Source organism: Allosphingosinicella sp., from assembly GCF_036403745.1.
Classification (GTDB): domain Bacteria; phylum Pseudomonadota; class Alphaproteobacteria; order Sphingomonadales; family Sphingomonadaceae; genus Allosphingosinicella.
The window spans coordinates 1-1770 of the sequence record NZ_DASWQI010000030.1 but is presented as its reverse complement, the minus strand read 5'-3'; the positions used below and the strand labels follow the sequence as shown (position 1 = coordinate 1770).

Here is a 1770-nt window from a genome sequence, read left to right as displayed (position 1 = left end):
GCGGGCTATGAAGACAAGAGTCGCCGTTACGAAACTCCACGAGGAACTCCGCAAGGAGGAGTCGTCACTCCCCGAACGCAAAAGGTAACTTCTGCTTTGATCGCGTAATTGCGCTCGATCGTTCTCGTTGTGTGCTTGATTTGCGCCTCAAAAAGTAATATGCATATGACAGATGGCGCGGTCGACCGATGCGCAGAAGGCGGAACGTCTCAATGCCGCCCACAGGTTGCTCGCGCGTGGGCAGAGCCTGGGGGAGGTTGCCTTGTCAATGTCGCGCCAGTTCGCAATGTCGCGCCGTCAGGCCTACCGATACATCGAGGAGGCCCAGTTGATCGGCCGACCGGTGCCGGTTGCCGAGGCGGCGACGGCGGTGACGTTCAAGCTTCCGCCCAGCCTGGTGGACGCGGTCCGGGCGCGGGCGGCGGCCGAAGGAACGACGATCAGCGACATGGTGAGCCGGGCGCTGCGGGCGTTTCTCGGCGAAGCCGGCGGCCATGGCTGAACGGCGCGGCCATGATCGCAGCGTCCAATTCGAGCATGCGTTTGACCGTCTCCTCGCCGTCAAGCTGGAGCAGGTCTACGGGATCCTGGTCCCGGAACGGGTTCGCGCCATTGGCGCCGATCAGAGCGTGAGGGGGAAGCGCGATGAAGGCTGCCGCGATCTACGCCAGAGTATCTTCGGAGCAGCAGAAGGAGGAGAACACGATCGCCAGTCAAACGGCGGCGCTGATCGACTTCGCACGCGAGCAGGGCTACAGCGTACCCGATGAATGGGTGATCGAGGACGAAGGCTTCAGCGGCGCCAGCCTTTTGCGGCCAGGCCTGGAGCGACTGCGCGATCTCGCTGCCGAGGGTCACATTCAGACCGTTCTCATCCATTCACCCGATCGCTTGAGTAGAAAATATGCCTATCAAGTATTGCTGACCGAAGAGTTCGCTCGTCACGGAGTCGAGACGATCTTCCTGAAGGCGCCTCATTCCGACACGCCCGAAGATCAACTGATGCTGCAGTTCCAGGGCATGATCGCCGAATACGAACGGGCGCAGATTCTCGAACGGTCCCGCCGCGGCAAGCGCCATCGCGCCAAGGCCGGGCAAGTCTCGGTTCTGTGTGCCGCACCCTATGGCTACCGTTACATCCGCAAGACCAGCGAGGCACCGGCACGCTACGAGATCGATGCCGCCGAAGCCGAAGTCGTGCGGTTGGTCTACCACAAGTATACGGTGGGCGGCCTGAGCATCGGCGCGATTGCCCGGCTGCTTCACGGGATGGGGGTCCCTACCCGTCGGCGGGTTCGCTGGGAACGATCGGTCGTCTGGGCGATCCTGCGCAACCCGGCCTATAAGGGCACGGCCTGCTTCAACAAGACGCAAGTCGGCCCGAGGCAAAAGGCGACCAAGCCGTTCCGCTTGTCGGGGCGGGCGGTCCATGGGGACAAGAGTAGCAATCACGAACGGCCCCGTGACGAATGGATCGAAATACCGGTCCCGGCGATTGTCAGCGAAGAGACCTTCGCCCTGGCGGCAGAGCGGCTGGCTGACAATAAGCGCTTCGCGCCCCGCCGGACCATCGAGCCCAGCATCGTCCAGGGCTTGGTATCCTGCCGCAAATGCGGCTATGCGCTGTCACGGACGTCGGCCCGCACCTCCGCGCGCAAAATCCATTACTACCGCTGCCTCGGCTCCGACGCTTGGCGCCATCTCGGCGGGGCGGTGTGCGACAGTCGGCCGATCCGTCAAGACCTGCTCGACCAGATCGTGTGGCAGGAA

At 63.0% G+C, this 1770-nt stretch carries 2 protein-coding genes; both read left to right on the top strand.

The genetic code is table 11. From position 1 onward, the window contains the following. Window positions 1–172: 172 nt before the first annotated feature. Entirely contained in the window at window positions 173–502 is a 330-nt protein-coding gene (locus VGC56_RS03805) for a hypothetical protein (RefSeq protein ID WP_464123384.1), read from the top strand. A gap of 143 nt (window positions 503–645) precedes the next feature. Next, a partial coding sequence (locus VGC56_RS03800) for a recombinase family protein (protein WP_464123383.1) occupies window positions 646–1770 on the top strand: 1125 nt, incomplete at its 3' end.

What these genes read in the sequence shown, in the direction of transcription:
- VGC56_RS03805 (WP_464123384.1), top strand. Translation starts at nt 173, where the DNA reads ATGGCGCGGTCGACCGATGCGCAGAAGGCGGAACGTCTCAATGCCGCC.